18 protein-coding genes are annotated in these 17369 nt (G+C 71.7%); 12 read left to right on the top strand and 6 right to left on the bottom strand.

The window, feature by feature from the left end; genetic code table 11:
* Positions 1-100 precede the first annotated feature (100 nt).
* The 3 genes from GTY58_RS17800 to GTY58_RS17790 all read left to right on the top strand — a co-directional run bounded on the left by GTY58_RS17800 (position 101) and on the right by GTY58_RS17790 (position 1494).
* On the top strand, positions 101-559 hold the full coding sequence (locus tag GTY58_RS17800) for a TM2 domain-containing protein (protein WP_037645220.1): 459 nt from the start codon (positions 101-103) through the stop codon (positions 557-559).
* Entirely contained in the window at positions 552-962 is a 411-nt protein-coding gene (locus GTY58_RS17795) for a DUF2752 domain-containing protein (protein WP_010984831.1), read from the top strand. Before GTY58_RS17800 ends, GTY58_RS17795 begins: the two co-directional genes overlap by 8 nt.
* A gap of 268 nt (positions 963-1230) precedes the next feature.
* Complete coding sequence (locus tag GTY58_RS17790) at positions 1231-1494, top strand: TM2 domain-containing protein (protein WP_010984830.1); 264 nt, start codon at positions 1231-1233, stop codon at positions 1492-1494.
* Positions 1495-1564: 70 nt separating this feature from the next.
* On the opposite strand, the gene GTY58_RS17785 is transcribed toward GTY58_RS17790, so the two are convergent.
* The 5 genes from GTY58_RS17785 to GTY58_RS17765 form a co-directional block, all read right to left on the bottom strand.
* Positions 1565-2338: a succinate dehydrogenase iron-sulfur subunit gene (locus tag GTY58_RS17785; protein ID WP_010984829.1), complete on the bottom strand. Its 774-nt coding sequence runs from the start codon at positions 2336-2338 to the stop codon at positions 1565-1567.
* Entirely contained in the window at positions 2338-4092 is a 1755-nt protein-coding gene (gene sdhA, locus GTY58_RS17780) for a succinate dehydrogenase flavoprotein subunit (RefSeq protein ID WP_010984828.1), read from the bottom strand. Before sdhA ends, GTY58_RS17785 begins: the two co-directional genes overlap by 1 nt.
* A gap of 22 nt (positions 4093-4114) precedes the next feature.
* Positions 4115-4597: a succinate dehydrogenase hydrophobic membrane anchor subunit gene (locus GTY58_RS17775; RefSeq protein WP_010984827.1), complete on the bottom strand. Its 483-nt coding sequence runs from the start codon at positions 4595-4597 to the stop codon at positions 4115-4117.
* Positions 4598-4602: 5 nt separating this feature from the next.
* Positions 4603-4983 (bottom strand): succinate dehydrogenase, cytochrome b556 subunit, encoded by a 381-nt coding sequence (sdhC, locus tag GTY58_RS17770; RefSeq protein ID WP_010984826.1) that lies wholly within the window; start codon positions 4981-4983, stop codon positions 4603-4605.
* A gap of 198 nt (positions 4984-5181) precedes the next feature.
* Positions 5182-5739 (bottom strand): 2-oxo-4-hydroxy-4-carboxy-5-ureidoimidazoline decarboxylase, encoded by a 558-nt coding sequence (locus tag GTY58_RS17765; protein ID WP_237529383.1) that lies wholly within the window; start codon positions 5737-5739, stop codon positions 5182-5184.
* Between the two features lie 242 nt (positions 5740-5981).
* Between GTY58_RS17765 and GTY58_RS17760 the strand changes: the two genes are divergently transcribed.
* The 5 genes from GTY58_RS17760 to GTY58_RS40730 all read left to right on the top strand — a co-directional run bounded on the left by GTY58_RS17760 (position 5982) and on the right by GTY58_RS40730 (position 10563).
* Positions 5982-7661: a glycoside hydrolase family 20 protein gene (locus tag GTY58_RS17760; protein ID WP_171033182.1), complete on the top strand. Its 1680-nt coding sequence runs from the start codon at positions 5982-5984 to the stop codon at positions 7659-7661.
* Between the two features lie 85 nt (positions 7662-7746).
* A complete protein-coding gene (locus GTY58_RS17755) occupies positions 7747-8757 on the top strand; it encodes a DUF4328 domain-containing protein (protein ID WP_306292871.1) in 1011 nt (336 codons plus the stop codon).
* Between the two features lie 100 nt (positions 8758-8857).
* The gene (locus tag GTY58_RS17750) at positions 8858-9385 is read left to right on the top strand and encodes a hypothetical protein (protein WP_010984822.1); all 528 of its coding nucleotides are present in this window, start codon (positions 8858-8860) and stop codon (positions 9383-9385) included.
* An 84-nt stretch (positions 9386-9469) separates the two neighbouring features.
* A complete protein-coding gene (locus GTY58_RS17745) occupies positions 9470-10030 on the top strand; it encodes a hypothetical protein (RefSeq protein ID WP_010984821.1) in 561 nt (186 codons plus the stop codon).
* 227 nt (positions 10031-10257) lie between these two features.
* Positions 10258-10563, top strand: a complete 306-nt coding sequence (locus GTY58_RS40730; RefSeq protein WP_237529382.1) for a hypothetical protein — start codon at positions 10258-10260, stop codon at positions 10561-10563.
* Between the two features lie 76 nt (positions 10564-10639).
* Here GTY58_RS40730 and GTY58_RS17735 read toward each other — a convergent pair whose 3' ends face one another.
* Positions 10640-13282 (bottom strand): FG-GAP-like repeat-containing protein, encoded by a 2643-nt coding sequence (locus tag GTY58_RS17735; RefSeq protein WP_237528811.1) that lies wholly within the window; start codon positions 13280-13282, stop codon positions 10640-10642.
* 333 nt (positions 13283-13615) lie between these two features.
* On the opposite strand from GTY58_RS17735, the gene GTY58_RS17730 reads away from it, so the two are divergent.
* From GTY58_RS17730 to GTY58_RS17715, 4 genes are all read left to right on the top strand, one after another.
* The gene (locus GTY58_RS17730) at positions 13616-14233 is read left to right on the top strand and encodes an RNA polymerase sigma factor (RefSeq protein WP_037644925.1); all 618 of its coding nucleotides are present in this window, start codon (positions 13616-13618) and stop codon (positions 14231-14233) included.
* A 36-nt stretch (positions 14234-14269) separates the two neighbouring features.
* Positions 14270-14941 carry a hypothetical protein gene (locus GTY58_RS17725; protein ID WP_137951353.1) on the top strand — a complete coding sequence of 224 codons (672 nt, stop codon included), beginning with the start codon at positions 14270-14272 and terminating at the stop codon, positions 14939-14941.
* 366 nt (positions 14942-15307) lie between these two features.
* Positions 15308-16021 carry an RNA polymerase sigma factor gene (locus GTY58_RS17720; RefSeq protein WP_010984816.1) on the top strand — a complete coding sequence of 238 codons (714 nt, stop codon included), beginning with the start codon at positions 15308-15310 and terminating at the stop codon, positions 16019-16021.
* Positions 16021-17115 carry a hypothetical protein gene (locus tag GTY58_RS17715; RefSeq protein WP_037644927.1) on the top strand — a complete coding sequence of 365 codons (1095 nt, stop codon included), beginning with the start codon at positions 16021-16023 and terminating at the stop codon, positions 17113-17115. Before GTY58_RS17720 ends, GTY58_RS17715 begins: the two co-directional genes overlap by 1 nt.
* Positions 17116-17369: the final 254 nt, after the last annotated feature.

Genomic DNA, 17369 nt, shown 5'->3' with positions numbered 1-17369 from the left:
ACGAGACCGGCCCCGGCTTCCCGGCCCGCCCACCACTCCTGCAAGATGACCGACAGCCGTGTTCGGCGTCCTGTGCACCACAACCCCGGAGTCAACCGCCTTGAGTGAGCAGCCCCCGCAGTCCCCGCCCCCCAACCAGCCGCCCGGGTACGGCTATCCGAACGCCGGCGCGACCCCGCCCGGCGGACCGAACCCGTACGCGGCCGGTCAGCCGGGCTCGTACCAGCAGCCGGGAGGCCAGTACGGCTACGGCTACCAGCAGCCCGGATACCCGCCGGGTGCCGTCCCGCCGGGCACGTACACCGGCGACCCCAACGCCCCCTACGGCTACGACCCCTACGGCCGCCCGTACTCCGACAAGTCGAAGATCGTGGCGGGTCTCCTCCAGCTCTTCCTGGGCAGCTTCGGCGTCGGACGCTTCTACATGGGCAGTGTCGGCATCGGCATAGCCCAGCTCTTCACCTGCGGGGGCCTCGGCATCTGGGCGCTCATCGACGGGGTCATGCTGCTCGCGGGCAACGAGGCCAAGGACCAGCACGGGCGGATCCTGCGTGGCTGAACCGGCCCGCGCGCCGCTGAGCTTCCTGCGGCACCCGGCGGCGGCACCCCTCGCGGTGCTCGCCGCCGGGGCCGCCGGTGCCTGCTACCTCTACACCACCGACCCGCACGAGCCGGGCCATGTGCTGCCCCGCTGCCCGCTGCGGCTCGTCACCGGGCTGCTCTGCCCGGCCTGCGGCGGCACCCGCATGGTGTACGACCTGATGCACGGTCACTTCACCGCGGCCTGGCTCGACAACAGGCTGCTGCTGCTCGCCTCCCCGTTCGCGCTCGGGCTGTTGGCGCGCTGGTTCCTCGAGGGTGTGCGCGGCCGGCGGTGGCGGCCCGAACCGAGCGCGCGTACCCAGGCGGTGGTGCTGCTGGTGGCGGTCGCGTGGGTAGTGGTCCGCAACCTCGTCCGGTGATCGGCGTCCCCGTCCGGTGATCCGCGTCCCCGTCCGGACTTCCGGCCCCCTTGGTGAGGGCATGGCCAGGACTTGGCCGGAATTTGATCACGGGATGGGAACGATAGTGCGATCCCTCTCCCGCTGGTCCCACGGATCTCCGTACGCTCCACACGTCACAGGGGGGATGACGTGCACACGATCTTTGGCGATCTCTGCCATGGGTCCCTCCTGGGAGTCCCCGGAGCGGTCCGCTCCGGTCGCATTCAGTCATCCAGGAGCGTTTTTCATGACCGTCCCCACCCCCGAAGCCCCGTTCGGCGTCGACCCGCAGGGCCGCCCGTACTCCGACAAGTCCAAGGTCGTTGCCGGCGTCCTCCAGCTCTTCCTGGGCACCTTCGGCGCCGGCCGGTTCTACGTCGGCTCCACCGGCGTGGCCCTCGGCCAGCTCTTCACCTGCGGTGGCCTCGGCCTGTGGGCGCTGATCGACGCGATCCTGTTCTTCACGAGCAACGACCGCACCGACAAGCAGGGCCGCGTCCTGCGCGGCTGACGGCGTGAACGCACCGAGGGCCCCGCTCCGGACAGGAGCGGGGCCCTCGGCGATGTACCGGAAGGGGATGTCAGAAGCGGCGCGTGATCAGCGCCCGCTTCACTTCCTGGATCGCCTTCGTGACCTCGATACCGCGCGGGCAGGCGTCCGTGCAGTTGAACGTCGTGCGGCAGCGCCACACGCCGTCCTTGTCGTTGAGGATCTCCAGGCGCTGCTCCCCGGCCTCGTCACGCGAGTCGAAGATGAAGCGGTGGGCGTTGACGATCGCGGCCGGACCGAAGTACTGGCCGTCGTTCCAGAACACCGGGCACGACGACGTGCACGCGGCGCACAGGATGCACTTCGTGGTGTCGTCGAAGCGCTCGCGGTCCTCGGCGGACTGAAGTCGCTCGCGCGTCGGCTCGTTGGTGTCCTTCGTGATCAGGAAGGGCATCACGTCCCGGTACGCCTGGAAGAACGGCTCCATGTCGACGACCAGGTCCTTGAGGACCGTCAGGCCCTTTATGGCCTCGACCGTGATCGGCTTCTCGGGGTTGATGTCCTTGATCAGCGTCTTGCAGGCCAGACGGTTCTTGCCGTTGATCCGCATGGCGTCCGAGCCGCAGATGCCGTGCGCGCAGGAGCGGCGGAAGGTGAGGCTTCCGTCCTGGTCCCACTTGATCTTGTGCAGGGCGTCGAGGACGCGTTCCTTCGGGTCGATCTCCAGCTGGAAGTCTTCCCAGGCGGCCTCGGCCGAGATCTCCGGGTTGAAGCGGCGGATCCGGAGGGTGACCGTGATGTACGGCGAGTCGGCGAAGCCCGCCTCGGGCTTGCTGTCCGCCTTGTCGAGGGTCGGGGTAGCCATCAGTACTTACGCTCCATCGGCTGGTAGCGGGTCTGGACGACCGGCTTGTAGTCGAGACGGATGGACTCGGTGCCGTCGTCGCCGACCTCGCGGTACGCCATGGTGTGGCGCATGAAGTTGACGTCGTCGCGGTTCGGGTAGTCCTCGCGGTAGTGACCGCCGCGGGACTCCTTGCGGGCGAGCGCGGAGACGGCCATGACCTCGGCCAGGTCGAGCAGGTTGCCCAGCTCGATGGCCTCGAGGAGGTCCGTGTTGAACCGCTTGCCCTTGTCCTGGATCGAGACGTTCAGGTACCGCTCGCGCAGCTCCGCGATCTTCTCGACCGCCGTCTTGATCGTCTGCTCGGTGCGGAACACCATGACGTTCGCGTCCATGGTCTCCTGGAGCTCCAGGCGCAGCGTGGCGACCCGCTCCGTGCCCGTGGAGGCGCGCAGGCGCTCGACCTGCGAGACGACCTGCGCGGCAGGGTCCTCGGGCAGCTCGAGGTAGCCGGCCTTCGCCGAGTACTCGGCCGCGGCGATGCCCGCGCGACGCCCGAAGACGTTGATGTCGAGCAGCGAGTTGGTGCCGAGCCGGTTGGCGCCGTGCACGGAGACACAGGCGACCTCGCCGGCCGCGTACAGGCCCGGGACGACGGTGGTGTTGTCCGAGAGGACCTCACCCTCGACGTTCGTCGGGATGCCGCCCATGGCGTAGTGCGCGGTGGGCTGGATCGGGATCGGGTCCGTGTAGGGCTCGATGCCGAGGTACGTACGCGCGAACTCCGTGATGTCCGGGAGCTTGGCGTCCAGCTGCTCCGGCGGGAGGTGCGTGAGGTCGAGGTAGACGTGGTCGCCCTCGGGACCGCAGCCGCGGCCCTCACGGATCTCCGTGTAGATGGAGCGGGACACGACGTCACGGGACGCGAGGTCCTTCATGACCGGCGCGTACTTCTCCATGAAGCGCTCGCCGTCCTTGTTGCGGAGGATGCCGCCCTCACCGCGGGCGCCCTCCGTCAGCAGGATGCCCATGCGCCAGATGCCGGTCGGGTGGAACTGGAAGAACTCCATGTCCTCCAGCGGCAGCCCGCGACGGTAGACGGCGGCCTGGCCGTCACCGGTCAGCGTGTGCGCGTTCGACGTCACCTTGAAGAACTTGCCGGTGCCGCCGGACGCGTAGATCACGGCCTTCGCCTGGAAGACGTGGATCTCGCCGGTCGCCAGCTCGTACGCGACGACGCCGGCGGACTTCTTGACGCCGTCTTCCTCGACGATGAGCTGGTCGAGGACGTAGAACTCGTTGAAGAACTCCACGCCCTCCTTCACGCAGTTCTGGTACAGCGTCTGGAGGATCATGTGACCGGTGCGGTCGGCCGCGTAGCAGGACCGGCGGACCGGCGCCTCGCCGTGGTTGCGGGAGTGACCGCCGAAGCGGCGCTGGTCGATCCTGCCCTCGGGCGTCCGGTTGAAGGGAAGGCCCATCTTCTCCAGGTCGAGGACGGCGTCGATGGCCTCCTTCGCCAGGATCTCGGCGGCGTCCTGGTCGACCAGGTAGTCACCGCCCTTGACGGTGTCGAAGGTGTGCCACTCCCAGTTGTCCTCCTCCACGTTGGCCAGCGCGGCGGCCATGCCGCCCTGCGCGGCGCCCGTGTGGGAGCGGGTGGGGTAGAGCTTCGTGAGCACGGCGGTGCGGCTGCGCTTCGTCGCCTCGATGGCGGCGCGCATACCGGCGCCGCCGGCGCCGACGATGACGGTGTCGTACTTGTGGATCTTCATGGTGGTTGCCTCAGCCCCGTGCCTAGCGGATGTTCGGGTCGAAGGTGAAGATCACCAGCGTGCCCAGCAGAATCGTGAACACCGTGGCGGTGTACAGCAGGCCCTTCAGCCACAGGCGCGTGTTCGCCCGCTCCGCGTAGTCGTTGATGATCGTGCGCAGGCCGTTGGCGCCGTGCAGCATCGCGAGCCACAGCATGGCCAGGTCCCAGACCTGCCACCACGGGGACGCCCAGCGGCCTGCCACGAAGGCGAAGCCGATCTTGGAGACGCCGCCGTCGAGGACGAGCTGGATCAGCAGGTGGCCGAGGACCAGGACGACCAGCACGATGCCGGACAGGCGCATGAACAGCCAGCCGTACATCTCGAAGTTGCCACGGGTGGACTTCGGGGTCTTCTTCGTCCGCTTGCGCGGCGACTCGATGACGGGCGCCGGGTTGTCGACGCCGTACAGCGAGGCGCCCTCTACGGGGCCGATCCCGGAGGCGGCGGTATCAGTCGTGGACATCTGCGTCAGCTCCCGAACAGTTCACGAGCGGCGTGGCCGAGGACGGGGTAGATCGCCCCGATCATCAGCACGAGCCACAGGACGACCACGGACCAGAGCATCTGCTTCTGGTAGCGCGGGCCCTTGGACCAGAAGTCGACGGCGATGACACGCAGGCCGTTGAGCGCGTGGAAGAGGATGGCGGCGACCAGGCCGTACTCCAGCACGGCGACGATCGGCGTCTTGTACGTGGACACGACCTTGTCGTAGTCCTCGGGGGAGACACGGACAAGAGCGGTGTCCAGCACGTGTACGAACAGGAAGAAGAAGATGAGGACGCCGGTGACTCGATGAGCCACCCAGGACCACATTCCTTCCCGGCCGCGGTACAGCGTTCCAGCCGGCACGGAAGAACCCTCCGAAAGCGGGGATTGGGGCCTGCCGGCTTCGATGTCGGTCGGGCCCGGCCGGGTACGGTCCACCGGCCCCGGCCATCGTAGCGACGTGTTGTCGGAACGCTTACAGCGGCCCTACCGATGTGATCGAACTGGCAATCAAACGGGCTACTGCGCGGGGCCCGGCGGAGGGGCCCTGGCCCCGCGCCCTCACGGGGTGCGCTGGAGTGCGGGCCGCGGGGAAAAGTCGCGCACCAGGCGGGCGAGCCGTCCGCGCGCCAGTCGCCGCAGCTCCTCCGCCGCCAGGACGCGTTCCTCCTCGCGATCGTTTGTCAATCGTGACCGGATGCCCGCCAGCACCTGATCGAGTGCTTCCCCGGGCGGGGCGTTGTCCAGGCAGATCACGAACACATGCCCGAAGCGGCTCTCGTACGCGGCGTGCGCGGCGCTCAGCGCGGTGTGCGCGACGGAGTACGCGTCGTCCGGGAGCAGGGTCAGCGACTCGCCCGCGAGCGCCTCGGCGAGATCGGCGGGCGCCAGGTCGTACGCCGCCTCGTCGGCCGCGGCGAGCAGCGCGTCGAGGTCCGGATAGGGCCGGTGGTCGGCGACGCGGCGGGCCCAGCGCAGACTGCGGCAGCAGGTGAGGAGGGCGCGCTCGGCATCGTCGACGCGGACGCCGTTGAAGCGCTCCAGGCCCATGGCGGCCGGGGTGCGGGTCTGCGCCGGCAGGGTGAGCCGGCCGTGTCGTGGAAGACGGTGCGAAGGCAGCGGGGGTCCTCGGCGGGATCCGGTGAGGTCGTGTGGACGTCACGTGGGTGTCGGCAGGGGAGGGTGTGAGAGATGCGCGCCACGCTAGCGAGGTGGATCGTGGGCTGTCCGACGGATGCCCGAATTTCACCCGGACGGGAGAGTTTCGGAACCTCTGAAGGGCATACGCGGCGTGCTGAGGTCGTAGGTTCGGAACGGGGAGTCGGTGTGGAGGTGAGTGGCGTGCGGTCAATATGTGCCGAATGTACTTACGTGGTGCGCGGCGCGGTGCGGGACGTGGCGTGGTGAGCGGCCGCAGGCGGCGCGTCCCCGAGGGGAGGACGCCCGTCAGGCGCAACAGGTTGCTGCTGGGTGGCGGGCTGATCGTCGCGGGCACCCTCGGGGTGACCGCCGTCCTCTGGCCCTCCGGCGGCAGCGAGCCGGCCGGTGCGCGGGCGTCCACCGCCTCCTCGGCCGCCGCCGCGACCCGTACGCCCTCCCCGTCACCGACCCGCGCCTACCCCTTGTCGAAGGCACCGCGCACGATTCCCGCCGTACGGGAGCACACGGCCGCCCGGGGGCCGGGCTGGCGTCCGGCGAAGGGCGGCCGGGTCGTCGTGGGCGACGCGGCACTGGCCGACGAGGGCAAGCTGACCGCGGGCGAGCTGGGGCTGGCGTACGCGGGCCGGACCGGTGCCCGGGCGGGAGACGTGGAGCTGGCGCTCGACAAGGGCACCGGTGGCCCGGAGTCGTACACCCTGACCGTGCGGGGCGGCCGGGTGCGGATAGCCGCCCCCGCCGAGGCGGGCGTCTTCTACGGCACCCGCACCCTCAAGCAGGCGGTGCACGGCGGCGGTACGGCGCCCGAGGGCGTCGTACGCGACCGGCCGGCCAAGCCCCGACGCGGCCTCATGCTCGACATCGCGCGCAAGCACTTCACGGCGGGCTGGATCGAGGACCGCATACGGGAACTGGGCGACCTCAAGTACAACGAGCTGGGCCTGCACTTCTCCGACGACCAGGGCTTCCGTATCGAGTCGGCCTCGCATCCGGAGATCGTGTCCCGGCAGCACCTGACCAAGGCGGAGGTCCGCGGGATCGTCGACCTGGCGGCGAGCCGGCACATCGCCGTCGTGCCCGAGATCGACTCGCCCGGTCACCTGGGCGCGGTGATCGCCGCGCACCCCGACCTCCAGCTGCGCAACGCCTCGGGGGTCCCCGCGCGCGGGGCCGTCGACATCTCCAAGCCCGCCGCCGCGACCATCGTCGACGACCTGCTGAACGAGTACGCCGATCTGTTCCCCGGCGCGTACTGGCACCTCGGCGGCGACGAGTACCAGGCGCTGATGGTGTCCGATCCGTCGGCCTCCTATCCGCAGCTCGCCGCGGCCGCCCGGAACAAGTACGGGGCGAACGCCACCGTCGCGGACCTCACGACCGGCTGGCTCAACGGCCGCGCCGACAACATGCGCGCGCACCACCGGACGATGCGGGCGTGGAACGACGGCTTCTACCGGTCGGCCGGCACGGTCCGGCCGGCCAAGGACATCCAGGTCGCCTACTGGACCGGCAAGGAGATCGGCGCCCGGCAGCCGGCCGAGTACCTGAGCGCGGGCCGCAAGCTCATCAACTACAACGACGAGTACCTCTACTACGTGCTCGGCCAGCCGCAGACCTTCGTCTACCCGACGGGGCAGCGGATCTACCAGCAGTGGACCCCGCGCGTCGTGCGCGGCAGCACGGCCGTCCCCGCGCGGTACGACGCCCAGATCCTCGGCGGGGTCTTCGCGGTGTGGTGCGACCTCGCGGCCTCGCAGACCCAGGACCAGGTCGCCGCCGGGATCCGGATGCCGCTGCGGGCGATGACCCAGAAGCTGTGGGATCCGCGGACGCCGACGCTGTCCTGGACGGAGTTCCGGGCGCTGGCGAGGCAGTTGGGCTGACAGCCCGGGGGAACCCGGTGGACGTACGGGGTCCGTGGACCGTATGTTCCGCGTGCCATGCGTGAGGTTCTGGGGAGAGCCCCGTGTGGCTTTCACCGACCACACACCTGGGGGACGTTCCACCATGCTCTGCACGCGCTGCCGGCACCGCGCCGCGTCGACGCCCGAGGGACTCTGCACGAACTGCGCGAACGGCACGACAACGGAGTCGACGGTGCCCGCGACACCGGACGCCGCCGCCGGGGCACCGCAGCCGGCCGCACCCGCGTCCCCGAAGCCTGACGCACCCGGGTTCGCGCAGTCCGACGGGCCCGGGTTCGCGCCGCCCGGTGGGCCCGGGTCCGCGCCGCCCGGTGCGCTGCCGACGGCTCCGCCGCTCGGTGCGGCGCCCCTGTACGCGCCGGGCGGGCAGCCGTCCTGGCTGCGGTCGCCGGTCGGGCTCGGGAGGGCCACCGCGGCGCTGCTCGGGGTGGTCATCGCCGCCGATGTGTTCGCCGTGGTGGCGGACTTCAACATGTACGACGTGTCGGGTGCCCTCGCCGACGGCGAATTCGGCGCGGGGATGCAGGACAAGGCCGACCGCGCGGACGCGCTCTACGCGGCGGCCGGGGTCGCGCAGGTGGCCGCCCTCATCGCGACCATGATCGTCTTCCTGGTCTGGTTCTACCGTGTGCGGGTCAACGCCGAGGTGTTCGCGCCCGACCGGCAGAGCAAGTCGCGGGGGTGGGCCATCGGGGGCTGGTTCGTACCGGTGGTGAACCTGTGGTTCCCGCGCCGGATCGCTCTCGACATCTGGGACGCGAGCGGCCCCGACGCCCTCTGGGACGGCGACCTCGCCGCCGCGCCGCGCCCCTCGCGCGCCCGCATCAACGCCTGGTGGGCGGTGTGGGTCGTCTCGCTGCTCGCCGACCGCCTCGCGTCGACTGCCTACCGGAAGGCCGAGACGGCTCCGGAAATCCATAAGGCCGCAGGTCAGATGCTGTTCTCCGACGTCGTCGACATGGTGGCGGCCGTCCTCGCCATTCTCTTCGTCCTGCGCCTGACGCGCATGCAGGACGAGAAGGCACGGCGGGGCCCGGTATCGGTCGAGGTGTGAGCCCACCTCCGGATTGCCCGATTCCGGCAGCGCGCTCCCGTCCCGCTGTGGTGTATTCGGCGCGGGTCGAACAGCCGAGCCGCGCGGACGGGGGACGGGAATGGCCTACTGGGGATACTTCGTCGTGGGCAGAAGCGAGCGGCCGCTCGCGGAGCTGGGCGCCCTGACCGCGGCGTCCGGCATGACGCTGTTGCAGACGGCGCCCGGCGGCTGGCAGGTGTGGGAGTACCCGAGCGGCGACGGCGACGTCGGCAGCATGAACGCGCTCGCCCGGGAGACCGGCGCGCCCGCCCTGTTCGGATACGTCATGAACAGCGTCTGCGTGGCCGTAGAGGCCGCCGCGCCGCAGAGCGGTGCCTGGACGACCTGTCTCGCCCGCCGCGCCATGGCCGGGTACCTGGCCGGCGGCCCCGGTGACGGCGAGCAGGAGGGGCTCGGTGTCGAGGACTACTTCCTCACCCCGGGCGAGGCCGCCGAACGCGCCGTCGCCTGGGCCGCGGAGGCCGGGCACACCGTGGCCCCCGGGCCGCTCGCGCAGGTGCTGGGCGTGGACCCCGACCCCTCGGAGCCGTTGGCCGAAAACCTCTTCTTTCGATTCCTCGACCGCCTCGGTGTGGTGCCGCTGTGACACTCCCGGGCTGTCGCACGCAGTAAGGGGAAGTGCGGGCTCCGTGAGAAAAGGCGCCCCGGCGAGGCGTTTCGAGGAGTCACGATGAGCCTGGTGGAACTGATCGCGGAGGCCGATGAACGGGGGCTCGCGGCGAGCGGGTTGGCTTGTTTGGATCGTTGCGTACCGCTCCTCGGGGGTGACGACGAGGTCCTGCGGCCGCTGTGGGCGAGCCTCGTGGAGGGCCGCGAGTGGGAGGAACGGCTCACGAAGGCACGGGCCGAACTGGGCGCCGCCGACGCGGAGCCGACCGAGGCCGAGGACGAGGCCTGCGGACTCGCCCGCCGCATGCTCGACGCCGTCCCCGCGCAGCCCGCGGCCGGCGCCCTGCGTGAGTGGGCCGACGCCTGCTCGGTCGCAGCCCTCCAGATCCACCGGCTCCTCGACGCCGCCGACGACGGCCCCGGCCCGGTCTCGGCCCGCCGCGAGGGCCGTACGGAGGGCATGTCGCCGCTCGTCGCCGCCGAACTGCGCCGCCAGGTCACCGTCCTGGAACTCGTCGCGGGCCATGGCGCGGGCGGACTGCGCCGGGCCCTCGACGTGTCGACGGAGGGGCGGCGCGTGCTGCGGGCGGTGGTCTCCCGACGGGCGCGCGGCCGGGCCTGAACGCGACCGCACACGTGCTTCCAGCTGCGTAAACCCGTCCCCTGGGAGAATCCTGTGACCGTCCTGCGGTCGGGGTGGGGCGGTCCTGCGCCGGTGTCGGGAACCCCTCCGGAACGCGTGACGAATCCTGGCCGGAACGCGCTTTTCCGGGTGTGAACGTTACTGAGGTGACCCGGCCCCAGGCCGCGGCGAAGCCCGTCCGCTGGGCCGCCGACGCCGTCGCGACCATGCGCGAGGGCGCCCGGCTGCGGCTCGACTACTCGGCGCAGAGCCTGTGGCGCGTCGACCGGATGATCGAAGGGATACGCCGCGAGGGCGCGCCGTACGCCGCCGTCGAGGCCGTGCTGCGCGGATTCGGCGCGTACACGGGCGAGGTGGTGGTCCGGCACACCGGCGGGGAGTGGTGGACGACCGGCGGCGACCACTGGGTGCGTACGCCCGACGGGCGGCTGTGGGACCCGATCGACGAGGCCCGCCGCTGCTACCTGGGCGACGGCTCGCTGCGCCTGTTGTGCCGCGACGCGGCGGACTGAGGCGCCGGGCGGGGCCGGCGCACGGAGGCCGGGGCCCCGTGGGGCCCCGGCCTCCGCCTGCTCGTTTCGGACGCGGCTACGGCGTCAGGACCTGCCCCAGCCGGCCGCCCGTCGACGTGCCCAGCTGAGCGATGCCGTAGTAGACGGCCTTGGCCGTGGTGACCGTGCCGCCGGTCACCGGCACGTACAGCAGGGTGCCGGTGCCGGTGTCCTCGCCCTCCGCGCCGATCGTGAGGTCGGCGTAGCCGTCACCCGTGACGTCGCTCAGGGAGAGCGCCGAGCCCAGCTTGTCGTCGGTCTCCGTGGAGCCCGGGATGTTCGCCGTGTCCTGGGACAGGGCGAGCGAGCCCGTGCCGGTGAGGCCGGACGAGGCGCCCTTGAGGAGCCAGACCGAGCCCGCGTTGGAGCGGTTCTTCGCGTCGCGGGTGATGTCCTCGCTCGGGGCGCCGGTCAGCACGTCGGCGTAACCGTCGGCGTTGACGTCGCCCACCGAGACCGAGGTGCCGAAGGCGTCCCCGGACTCCGAGGCGCCCTCGACGCCCGTCGTGCCCTGGTGGACCGTCGTCATGCCGGTGGTGGTGAAGCCGGTGGACGCGCCGGGGACCAGGGTGACCTGGCCGCCGGAGCTGCCGCCGGACTCGCTCGCGGACGGTTGGCCGATGACGATGTCGTCGTAGCCGTTGCCGTTCACGTCACCGGCCGCGAGGGAGCGGCCGCCCTTGACGGTGAGCGTGGACACCTTGGACAGGCCGAGGGCCTTCGAGCCCTTGAACCAGGTGACCCTGCCGACGCCGGACGCGTCGCGGTAGGTGAGGGCGACGTCCGCGTAGCCGTCCCGGTTGAAGTCGCCGGAGGCGGCGTCCGCGTAGGCGAGGGCGCCGGAGACGGTGGTGATGTCGCCCGCGGTCTCCTGGCCGTTGGCGAACCGGGCCACCCAGTTGCCGCCGGTGCCGGTGGCCGCGGTGAACACGTCCGCCTTGCCGTCCGCGTTGAAGTCGCCGACCGCGACGGTCGCGCCGAAGTGCGCGCTGTTGGGGTTGTAGTCGTCGCCGAGCGCCATGGTGTCGGCGCCGGTGTCGAACTTCGGGCCGTACAGGATCGTCACCGCGCCGCGGTCGGCGTGCGTGGTGTCGTCCTCGCCGGGCGCGCCGACCGCGAGGTCCGCGTAGCCGTCGCCGTTGATGTCGCCCCAGGCCGTGGCCGCGCCCCACTGGTCGCCGGACTCGGCGGCGCCGGGCACGCCCGTGCTGCCCTGGTTGAGCTTCAGCTTCGAGGCGGAGACGGGACCGCTGATCCCGCCCGGCACGAGCGTGAGCCAGCCGCTGCCCTGCTTGGGCGTGGCGGCGACCAGGTCGCTGACGCCGTCGCCGTTGTAGTCGGCGGTCGGGATCGCGGAGCTGCGGCCCGGGCTCGACGCGTACCGCCGGACCTCGCCCAGCTTGCCGTACAGGTTCTTGCCGGGGGACGTGGTGGTGGCCGCGTCCTTCCCGCCCGAGATCACGTTCAGGGTGGCCTGGGCGTCCTTGGCGTACACGCCGGTGTCGGCGTCGGCGGTCAGCGTGACGGTGCCGCTCGGGTTGCCGCCGTACTGGCCGAGCTTCCACGCGGCGAGACGGGCCACGGACTCCACGGCGGACCGGGACGGCTTGGCCGCGGCCGAGGCCGCGCTGCCCTCGAAGTCACCGAGGACGGCGATGCCGGTCGAGTCGCCGTTGAAGCCGTAGGTGTGGTCGCCGCGCACGGGCAGGTCGGCGCCGCCGGCACGGCCCTCGAAGATCCGGCCGCACTTGTCGACGAGGAAGTTGTAGCCGAGGTCGCCGCGCTGGGCGACCTGGATGTCGTACGCCATGATGCCGCGCACGAGCGACGCGGACTGGGCGCAGCTGTAGTCGTTCGAGCCGGCCGTGTGGTGCACGAAGACGGCGCTGATCCTGTCGATGTACTGCGGCGAGCCGGCGACCGCCGACTCGTCGGCGCCCCATCGGGTACGGGACACGATCGACGGCCGGGCGACGGTCGAGGCGGGGGCGGTGGGGGCGGTTGTCGTCGCGGTCGAGGTCGCGGTCGCCGTCGCGGAGGCCGAGTCGGAGTCGCCGGGGGCCGGGGCGGGCTCGGAGCCCGTCTCGGTGGCGGACCCGGACGGGGTTCCGGTCGGCGTCTGGGACGGATCCTTCGCGACGAAGGCGGCGTTGCTCAGGTCGGTGCCGGTGCCGGTGCCGCTGGTGTCGAGGCCTTTGTTCCTGGCCTCCGTCGTGGTGACGCCCGGGTCGACGAGGTTGACCTCGAGTCCCTCGGGCAGCCCGGCACGTGCCGATCCGTCGGCCGCGAGCACGCGCGCCTGGACGCCGTCGCTCGGCCCGACCCACAGCGGATCGGATGCGCCGCGGGCGTTCTTCGCCCCGGGCTCCGTCCGGTCGACGGGGAGCCCGGGAGCCAGGTTCCGCCAGCCGCTCCACTCACCGGTGTCGGTGCCGCGCGTGCGCACCTGGGCGGTCCCGTCGAGCTCGCGGGCGGCCCCGGTCCAGGAGACGCCCACGATCGAGAAGGCCTCGGTGGTGGTCCGCGCCAGCTCCCGGCTGCCGCTCGTGCCGGCCTTCAGCGCGAGGTCGTGCACCTCGACGGGCCGCTTGCCGCGTGCGACGTCGTCGGCCGCGTCGCCGCTCGGACTGGCGACGGCGTACGTCACGACACCCGCCCCGCCCGCGACAACGGCCCCCAACGTCAGCCATGTCCTTCGCTTCAGACTCAGCGGCTTGTACGCATGGGTCTTACGGCGACTCAAATACCCCACCCCTAGAAAAACTCCACAAACAAACCACCCGACATAAGGGTGGCCCTCTATTCAGCGCACAAAGGGCCAGTGAACATCACACGAACCATGTGTGTGGTGCGTCACTCAAGGTCTCCTCGGCCCAATGAGCCTCCCGCTGGGCACATCTGACGCACTGTGACACTTCCGTCCCGTCCGACGCTGATGACCTTGGGGGCGTGGACACGGCCATCGTGTCGCACGGCGTGCACGCGGTACGAATCGGTACGGGCGAGGACGGTATTGGGCCAGGGAGGGGAACCCCGCCGGGTACGGGCGAACGACGGGGAGCTGGGTGCGGCTGTCGCGCGGGCCCAGCGGGGGGACGAGGCCGCCTTCGCGGTGGCGTACCGCATGGTGCAGCCGGGGATGCTCGGCTATCTGCGCGGGCTTGTCGGCAACGACGCGGAGGACGTCGCGTCCGACGCCTGGCTGGAGATCGCGCGCGACCTCGGCCGGTTCCGCGGCGACGGCGCCGGATTCCGCGGCTGGACCGCCACCATCGCCCGTCACCGGGCCCTCGATCATCTGCGCCGCCAGCGGGTACGGCCCCAGGCGACGGCGCTCGAGAACGACGTACTGGAACTGCCCGGCACGCACGACACCCCCGACCAGGCCCTGGAGTCCCTCTCCACCGAGTACGCCATCGAACTGGTCGTCCGGCTGCCGCGCGACCAGGCGGAGGCGGTGCTGCTGCGCGTGGTCGTCGGTCTCGACGGGCCCGCCGCCGCCCGCGTCCTCGGCAAGCGTCCGGGCGCGGTCCGCACCGCCGCCCACCGGGGCCTCAAGCGCCTCGCGCAGCAGCTCGCCGCCGAGGGTGTGACGGATGAGGGCTCCCGGACGCTGGGGGAGTCGGGATGAACGGCACGGGGCCGGCAGGCAGGGGTGGGCGCGGACATGGGTGAGCGACCGGACGGCGGGGCACGCCTCGACGCGTTCCTCGCCGCCGCCATGCGCCCCAAGGCCCTTGACGCCGAGGCCGAGGCCCGGGCCGTCGCAGCCTTCCGGGTCGCGCGCGAACAGGGGACGCGCGCGGCCCGGATCCGACGCCGCGACGACTGGCGGCCGAAGGGGGAGCGCCGGGCGGGGCGTTCGCTGCGGACCACGTTCGCCGTGGTGGCGGCCGCCCTGACGCTCGGCGGCGTGGCGGTGGCGGCCGTCGGCGGGGTGCCCGGCGACGCCCCCGAGGGACGGCCCCGCCCTTCGAGCGCCGCGCCTGCCGCTTCGTCCGCCGCGCCCGGGGCCGACACGGGGGTTCGGCCCACGGGCGCGCGGAGGGCGGACGAGAAGAGCGATCAGCTCAATCAGGGCGATCGGGGCAATCGGGGCGATCTGGGCCATAAAGGGAAGAAGAGCAAGAAGGTCAAGGACGACAAATCATCGCCAAAGCCTGTGAAATCTGTGAAATCGACGAAGTCGAACAAGCCGGAAAAGGCCGATAAGGCCGATAAGGTCGAGAAAGTCGCGAAGGCAGCAAAGGCCGACAAGGCCGACAAAGCCGACAAGGCGGAGAAAGCCGTGAAGGCTGAAGCGTCCGCGAAGGCCGAAAAGGCGACGAAGTCGAAGTAGCGGGATCCCGCCCCTATCCGCCGATGGCAACGGCCGGGGCCGCCACCCCCCACAGGAGAGGCCCCGGCCGTCGCGCGGCACGGGCCGCGCGGCGGCCCGTACTCTCTACAGCGCCGTGGATGCGTTTTCTGTCACACCTCACTCCGTCACGGCTTAGTTCACTCCATCACGGGTTAGTTGCATGCTGTACGAACATGGACGGGGAACGGTTTCAGGCCGTAACGTGCCATTCGCGCCGGGGCGCGGAGGACGGACGACCGCACCCATGAGGGGCCTAGGACCGCAACCACCAATTGAGGAACCACAACGGCGAGCAACCCGGTCCGCGAGAGCGGCGCCGGTTCAGGCGCAAAGAGGGGCGCGCGGGTGCTGGGGGACGACGCGGAGCTGACCGCCGCGGTGCTTGCGGCACAGGACGGGGACGAGACCGCGTTCCGGACTGTGTACCGCGCCGTGCATCCACGGCTGCTCGGATACGTACGGACGCTGGTCGGCGACCCGGACGCGGAGGACGTCACCTCCGAGGCCTGGTTGCAGATCGCCCGGGACCTGGAGAGGTTCAGCGGTGACGCGGACCGGTTCCGGGGCTGGGCGGCCCGGATCGCGCGCAACCGCGCGCTCGATCACATACGCATGCGCGGGCGCCGTCCCGCGATCGGCGGCGACGAGACCGAGCTGACCGGCAAACCCGGCGAGGCCGACACCGCGGGCGAGGCGATCGAGTCCCTGGCCACCGACCGCACCCTTTCTCTGATAGCCCAGCTCCCGCAGGACCAGGCGGAGGCCGTCGTGCTCCGGGTGGTCGTCGGCCTCGACGCCAAGTCCGCCGCGGACACGCTCGGCAAGCGCCCCGGAGCCGTCCGTACGGCGGCGCACCGCGGTCTGAAGCGCCTCGCCGAGCTGCTCGGCGCCGACGACCCGGAATCCCCGGGCGGCCTCGACGGGCTCCCCCCGCAGAGGGACCCGCAAAGAGACCCGCAGCGGGCCCCCCAAAGACCCCCACGAAGAGAGCCGCGCACCCGCGCGGTGACGTCCGCCGGTGTGACGCATCTGCGTTCGCGGACGCAGAAGGACATGTGATGGCCGACGAGCAGTACAGGTGGCTGGACCGGGACGCCGCGGAGCGGCTGCTGCGGGGAGAGTCGCTGGAAGCCGTCGACGCCGACACCCGGAAGCAGGCCGAACAGCTCGCCGAGGCGCTGGGCGCACTGGCCGCCGACCCCCTCCCGAACAGCGCGGAACTCCCGGGCGAGGCCGCCGCGTTGGCCGCGTTCCGCACGGCCCGTCAGGGCAGGAACGGCGAGGAGAAGGTCCTGGGCGGCCGCGGGCGTCCGCACGCCGTCGCCCGCGCCGCGCACTCCGCCGACGCCGGGCTCGTACGCCTCGGGCGCCCCGAGCGGGCCGCCCGCCGTGGTCGGCTGGGCCGTCCCGTGCGCCTGGGGGTGGCGGCGGCGCTGGCCGCCGGGATGATCGGCGGTGTCGCGGCGGCCGCCGGAACCGGAGTGCTGCCGACGCCGTTCGGCGGTGACGAGCCCGGGCCCACCGCGTCGGTGTCGGCCGCCGTGACGCCCGAGCGGCCGCTCGGCTCGTCGTCGCCGGGAGCCATCGGGGACGGCGGCGGATCCGAGGCGCCGACGCCCGACGGCACCAGCGGCGCGCCGGTCCAGGGCGGTTCCTCGCACGACGAGGCGGACAAGGGCTCCGCGGCGAGCGGGCGGCCTGGGGCGGACAGCAGCCGGAACCCGGCACGTTCACGCGAATGGTGGAGCGCTGTGCTCTCGTCCTGCCGCGACGTGCGCGGCGGCAAGGACGTGGGCACCGAGCGGATGCGCAGCCTGGAGGAGGCGGCCGGCGGCGGCCTCCGGGTGCACAAGTACTGCAAGGGCGTCCTCGCCTACGCCGAAGGGCATTCGGGTTCGGGTTCGGGCGCGATCGACCCCGGCGACGACGAGGGCTCCGGCAGGGACAGCGGCAGCGGCAGGGGTGACAGGGACGGCAAGGGCGACGGAGACGGCACGGGCGACGGGGACAACGGAGGCAGGGGAGGTGATGGCGATGGCCATCACATACTCCCCGGCGGCAGCGCCCCCGGCGGCAACGGCCTGATCGTCACCCCGTCCCCGTCCCCGTCCCCGTCGCGGCACGCGCTCACGTCGCTGGTCCCGAGGTCCTAGAAGTCCTAGAAGTCCCAGAGGTCCTAGAAGTCCGAGACGTCACCGACGTCGCCGAGTTCGCCGTCGGCACCCACGGTGACGGCTCCGTCGTACGGCCCGCCGCGCGCGAGTGCGCCCGCCTGAGCTGCGAAGACCCGCTCCGTACCCCAGTTGACCTGCGGTTTCGTTGCCCTCGGACTTTTCTTCCGCGCGGGTGTGACACTTTCGCCCGCGGTGGCGCAGTAATGAGTGAGCCGACTGGTCATCGGCCGTCG

Origin of the sequence: Streptomyces sp. SID5469 (assembly GCF_009862865.1) — a bacterium.
Taxonomy (GTDB): Bacteria; Actinomycetota; Actinomycetes; order Streptomycetales; family Streptomycetaceae; genus Streptomyces; species Streptomyces avermitilis.
The sequence above is the reverse complement of the archived record's forward strand: the minus strand, read 5'-3'. Positions and strand labels throughout refer to the sequence as shown.